Source organism: Deltaproteobacteria bacterium RBG_16_64_85, from assembly GCA_001798885.1.
GTDB lineage: Bacteria > Desulfobacterota > Deferrimicrobia > Deferrimicrobiales > Deferrimicrobiaceae > FEB-35.
Genome location: MGQW01000033.1, coordinates 1 through 5152, shown reverse-complemented (window position 1 = coordinate 5152; position 5152 = coordinate 1). Strand labels below are relative to the sequence as shown.

Genomic DNA, 5152 nt, shown 5'->3' with positions numbered 1-5152 from the left:
GAAGCTGGCAGCGCAGCGCGGATTTACGGTAGACGAGTCCCTTATTTTCCCCGACGAAGCGACGTCCGGTGCAAGGTCGGATCGTAAGGGGTTGGCTGCCCTTCTCGCTGCCAGCGAGGCAAAGAAATTCGACGTCGTCCTGGTCGATGACCTGTCCCGCCTGGCCAGAGACAATTACCTCATGCTGTCCCTCATGGCGGAACTTCACTTCAACGGTGTCCGTGTGGTTTCCGTCGCAGACGGCCTCGATACGGGAGATGAGGAAGCCAAGCTCGGTATCCAGATCCGGGGCATCTTCAACGAGCTACAGCTTTCGGACCTCAAGAAGAAGACACTGCGGGGACAGATGGGCCAAAAGCAGCGGGGGTTCATCGCCGGGGAGGCAACGTTCGGGTATCGATCCACGCCCGTGGGGACCGTCCGCATGGATAAAAAAGGCAGGCCAAGGCCGGACGGTTACAAGATGACCATAGAGCCCCGCGAGGCGGCTGTGGTACTCCGCATCTTCCAGGAATTTGCCGATGGGCAGGCCGAGTCGAGCATCATGAAATCACTGAACCAGAAAGGTGTCCAAGGCAGGTTCAGATCGAAGGGGGGATGGTCCCCAGCGACCGTGCACAGAATTCTCCGGAACGAGAAGTACGCCGGTAAGTGGGTCTGGAACCGGAGCGAGACGAGGCGGGATCCGAAGACGGGTAGGCGGCGGAAGTTCCCCAAGCCGGAATCGGAATGGTTCATAAGCCACGACGAGTCCCTTCGAATTGTTCCGCAGGAACTATGGAACCGGGTCCAAGCGAGAATCCAGGAAGTGCGCAAGACATGGCCCGGAGGGAAGGGACAGCGAGGTTACGAGGGCCAGCAAGGCCACAGGGTCGCCCTTTATCCCAAAGAGCTACTCTCGGGCAGTATGGTCTGCGGCGTCTGCGGATCTGCGATCGTAAAGGTGAGCGGCAAGGGCAGCGGATATTACGGATGTCTCGGAGCCGCAAAGGGCGCGTGCGAGAATCGCCTCTTGGTCCGCCGAAGTTTGGCCGAGCGGATCGTTATTGCATCTGTCCGCGAGACGCTGTCCTCCAGCGAGAACATGGCATATATCCTGAAGCGCGTCGAAGACGCTGTCGCCAGAATGTGCTCAGACGTTCCCGAGACGATCCGTCTCAAGGAAACCGAGCTTCAGGCCGAAGAACGTCGGGTCGCCAACTTCATCGAATTCGTCGCCGAAGGGCGCGGGAGCAAGTCAGTAGCCGGCGCCCTGGAAATCTCTGAGAAGAAGGTCCAAGAGCTGGTGGCGGAGCTGTCGTTGCTTCGCCAGAGCCGGGACAGGGTCTTCAAGGCCCCGCCCCTGCCCTGGATCGAGGAGCGGGTCGCCACCGTCCAAGAGGTCCTGGAGCGGCGGACCGAAAGATCGGCCCTGCTTCTGCGGAAGCTCCTGGGGAAGATTAAACTGGAACCGGTCAAGCCGGAGGTGGGACGGACGTACCTCATGGCAAGGTCGAAACTGCAAACACTTACGTTATTGGAGATGGATCCGACGGACAAGGAGGGTGAGCGAGGCGCCCCCGCCTCGGACGAGGGTTCGAATGCTTTGCGATGGTGGAGGCGGGGGGAGTCGAACCCCCGTCCGAAGACTCTTTACTCCGGGCTACTACGTGCGTTTCCGGTCGTTTCGTTCTCGTCCCCGGGGACCCCGGCCGGCAGGGTTCCCGTCGGACCATCCCGGTTTGGGTTTCGCCCTTCCTCCCCCCGGGAGGGGGATTCGGGCTATCCCGTTAGGGCGACGCCCTTCCGCTTACACGGGCAATCGGCGGTCGGACGTACGCGGCTAATTAGGCCGCGTAAGCGTAGCTATAGTCGTTGGCGACTATGGGTTCCCGCTTTTAACGAGGTCCGCGGGGCCTCGGCACGCAACCCGGGAGCATCGACGTCCCCGTCGAAACCGTTTCGCCCCCGTATGTTTAAAATACCATCTTTCCCGGGGCGTGGGAACCGCCCTCCGAATCCTCGAATCGACCGGCCTTTCTCCGTGATTCGGGCCCAAAGAGGATCAGGCCGCCTTCCGGTACAGTCCCGACTTCCCGAGGTATCGGGAAAACGGTGTCAGGCGGATCCAGTACCGGCCCCTGAGCCTCTCGATGTCCACGTCGTATCCGACCTCGTCGAGCCACCGGTACATCTCGGCGAGGTCATACCCCAGGATTTCCTCGGCCTTCTCCTCCGGCATCCGCTCGTACCGGATCGGGTGGTTCATCGTGCAGGAGATCTCCGACAACGCGATCATGATCCTCCTCTCGTCCCCCGCCAGGTCGATCTCCTCCCCGAGAAACCGTTCGGGATCAAGGAACGCCTCCGCCGCGAATTCCCCGATGTCGTTCACGCAGATCATCTGGAGGTTCGTCTGCGGCGACAGCGGCAGCGAGAGCTCTCCATCTTCGAGCGAAGGCCGCATCCACGGGGACTCGAAGTTCTCCATAAAGAAAACAGGCCGAAGGATCGTGGACGGCAGACCGGTCTCCCGGATGTACTCCTCGATCTCGAACTTGCTGTCGAAATGAGGAATCGCCGTGTCCTTGTCCGCGCCGCACACGGACGAATACACCAGATGCGGAACGCCTGCCTCCTGGCAGGCATATACCATCGATCTGCCCTGATCGACCTCCGTCCCCGGGTCCGCCTCGAACGGGGTGCCCATGAGGAACACTCCTTGGACTCCTTTAACGGCCTCCTCGAGGCTGCGGTAATCGTCGAAAGCCCCCCGCACCACTTCCGCGCCCGCCTTCCCCCATTCCCGGGCCTTCTCGGGGGTGCGCGTCATGATCCGTACCTTCTGTCCCTTCGAGAGAAGGCACCTGGCGACGGCCCCTCCCTGCCGGCCGGTCGCTCCGGTGACCAGTATCGTTTTCCGCGATGCCATGGCACTCTCCTTTCCTCTTTTCTTCCTTTTTAGATGGGAACGAGGGGGCCGAGGGATCGCCCCGGAAGGAGGAAAATGGAGCTTCCGTGGAAGCGGGCCCCGCGAGTAGGGAGGGAAAAAAGGGGGGCAGGTTACCCCCGGTCGCGGGTTTTCGACCTGCTCCGCGTGGCGCGCTCGATGTCGCGTTTCGCGTCCCGGGCGGCGATGTCCTCCCGCTTGTCGTACAGTTTTTTGCCGCGGGCCAGCCCGATCTCCAGCTTCACGCGCGGGCCTTTCAGATAGAGCCGCAAAGGGATCAGGGCCAGTCCCTTCTCCCGGGTCTTCCCGATGAGGTAGTCGATCTCCTTCCTTTTCAGTAGCAGCTTCCGGGTCCGCAGCGGGTCGATGATGCGCTGGTCCCCGTGCGAGTAAGGGGTGACGTGCATGTTTTCGATAAACGCCTCGTCCCCCCGGACCGTCCCGTAGGCGTCCTGGATGTTGACCCGTCCCTGGCGGATCGATTTGACCTCGTACCCGTGCAGGACCAGCCCGCACTCGAAATTTTCGAGGATATGGTATTCGTACCGGGCGCGCCGGTTCGTGGCGATCGTCTTTTCCGTCATTGCCTTTTCCATTTCAGGGCCGCTCGTGGATCCTTTCGCCGGCGATGACGGTCAGCCGCACATCCCTGTCCTCCACCCGGTCCACCATCCGGGAGAATTCCCATCCCGCGTTCCCGCGGGCCGGGTCGTCGATCGCCGTGAAATCGGCCGGCGCGCCGGGGAGAAGCGTCCCGGAAGATAGCCCGAGAAGACGGGCGCCGTTCCCGGTGGCCACGCGGAAGAGGGACCGGCACAGTTCCTCCTCGGAAAGGCCGCCCCGGTAGAGCCCGGCCGCCTCGCGCATCTCGTCCCACATGCTCAAGGAGCCGACCGAACCGAGGCTGTCGGTCCCGAGCGCGAAGGGGATCCCGGCGTCCACGAAGTGCGTCACGTCCGGCAATCCGTTCCGGTGCGCGGCGTTGCTGCGCGGGCAGAGGACGAACCCCGCGCCGTCCGATCGCAACTCGTCGATCTCTCTGCGGGACAGGTGGACATTATGCACCAGGATCAAACCCTCGCGCAAAATCCCCGCCGTCCGCAGGAACGAAGGCACGGACGCGCCGATCCCCCGGAAGAAGGAGACGTCCTTCCCCACCGCCGGGTAGAGCCGGGTCGACACCTCCCCGCCCCCCGTCGCCAGAAACTCCATCTCGGCCGGCGATTCGGCCATGTGCAGGGCGAGAGGAAGAGAAAGGCGGGCGCCTAAGCCCGCGAGTCCCTGCAACAGGTCGAACCCGACGGTGTACAGCGTGTGGGGGGAAATCCCCGGCGCGAGCATGCCGGCGCCCCCGGAGAGCGATTCGATCCGGGCCACGCCCTCCTCTACGGCACGCAGGACGGTCCCGGCGATTTCGGGGTGAAACCCGATCCCTTCCGCGAAGATTCGCGCGCGCAGGGGGAGAGAGGCGTAGGCGGCGATGTCCGGCCCGGCGATCTCGCCTATTGTCGTCGTCCCCCCGGAGATCGCTTCCCCGGCCGCCGCCCGGACATTCTCCGCGAACTCCCCGGGTGGGGCGTTGCGCTTCCACTCGATGACGCGCAGGATCCAGTGGACGAAGGAAAGAGAGGAAGACGCCGGGATTCCCTCCCGGCCGGATAGCCGCGGGATGGACAGGTGCGCATGAGCGTTCACAAGGCCGGGAAGGATGGCCAGGCCGGGGAGATCCACCCGTTCGCATCCCGCCGGCATCTTCCTCGCGACATCGGCGGGGTCCCCGACGGCTGCGACAAACCCGTCATCAACCGCCAGTGCCCCCGGAGAAAAGAACGTCTCATCATCCAGGAGGAGACGAGAGGCGACAAAAAGCATAGGGACGTTCATCAACTTTTCCTCAAAAGCAAGGGGACGTTCATCAACTTTTCCATGATCAGTGCAGCGTGCTTATATTCCATGCTCACCCATCCGCGGGAAAAGGGGAAGAAGATCCTTGAATGCCGGAGATTTCAGGGAGAAACCGTTGCAAGAGCCCCTCCGGGGACAAAAGGGGTCCCCGGATTCCGCCCGGATGGGCTGAAAATAGCGGCGGGGTAGGACAAAAGTGCAGGAACGTCCCTGTTCTTTTCCGGCGCCAGGGATATTAAAAAGTTTAAGAACGTCCCTAAGCTTTTAGCGTCCCGGTTCTCAGGCGACGATGCGCGGGGCCTGGCTGTCGGACTCCAC

Annotated in this window: 4 protein-coding genes and 1 other RNA gene; 1 reads left to right on the top strand and 4 read right to left on the bottom strand. The window is 62.6% G+C overall.

Annotation, left to right across the window (positions count from 1 at the left end; genetic code table 11):
• Window positions 1-1591: 1591 nt before the first annotated feature.
• The 4 genes from ssrA to A2Z13_03805 all read right to left on the bottom strand — a co-directional run bounded on the left by ssrA (window position 1592) and on the right by A2Z13_03805 (window position 4624).
• Window positions 1592-1949: a transfer-messenger RNA gene (gene ssrA, locus A2Z13_03820) on the bottom strand.
• A gap of 95 nt (window positions 1950-2044) precedes the next feature.
• Complete coding sequence (locus A2Z13_03815; protein ID OGP79742.1) at window positions 2045-2911, bottom strand: hypothetical protein; 867 nt, start codon at window positions 2909-2911, stop codon at window positions 2045-2047.
• A 131-nt stretch (window positions 2912-3042) separates the two neighbouring features.
• The gene (locus A2Z13_03810) at window positions 3043-3525 is read right to left on the bottom strand and encodes an SsrA-binding protein (protein ID OGP79741.1); all 483 of its coding nucleotides are present in this window, start codon (window positions 3523-3525) and stop codon (window positions 3043-3045) included.
• A gap of 1 nt (window position 3526) precedes the next feature.
• A complete protein-coding gene (locus A2Z13_03805; protein ID OGP79740.1) occupies window positions 3527-4624 on the bottom strand; it encodes a hypothetical protein in 1098 nt (365 codons plus the stop codon).
• On the opposite strand from A2Z13_03805, the gene A2Z13_03800 reads away from it, so the two are divergent.
• Window positions 4613-5023, top strand: a complete 411-nt coding sequence (locus tag A2Z13_03800) for a hypothetical protein (protein OGP79739.1) — start codon at window positions 4613-4615, stop codon at window positions 5021-5023. The genes A2Z13_03805 and A2Z13_03800 overlap by 12 nt on opposite strands.
• The last annotated feature ends 129 nt before the right edge of the window (window positions 5024-5152 follow it).

Excerpts from the sequence above, each read along its gene's own strand:
- A2Z13_03815 (OGP79742.1), bottom strand. The coding sequence starts at position 2,911 with ATGGCATCGCGGAAAACGATACTGGTCACCGGAGCGACCGGCCGGCAG.
- A2Z13_03810 (OGP79741.1), bottom strand. The coding sequence starts at position 3,525 with ATGGAAAAGGCAATGACGGAAAAGACGATCGCCACGAACCGGCGCGCC.
- A2Z13_03800 (OGP79739.1), top strand. The coding sequence starts at position 4,613 with ATGAGCGTTCACAAGGCCGGGAAGGATGGCCAGGCCGGGGAGATCCAC.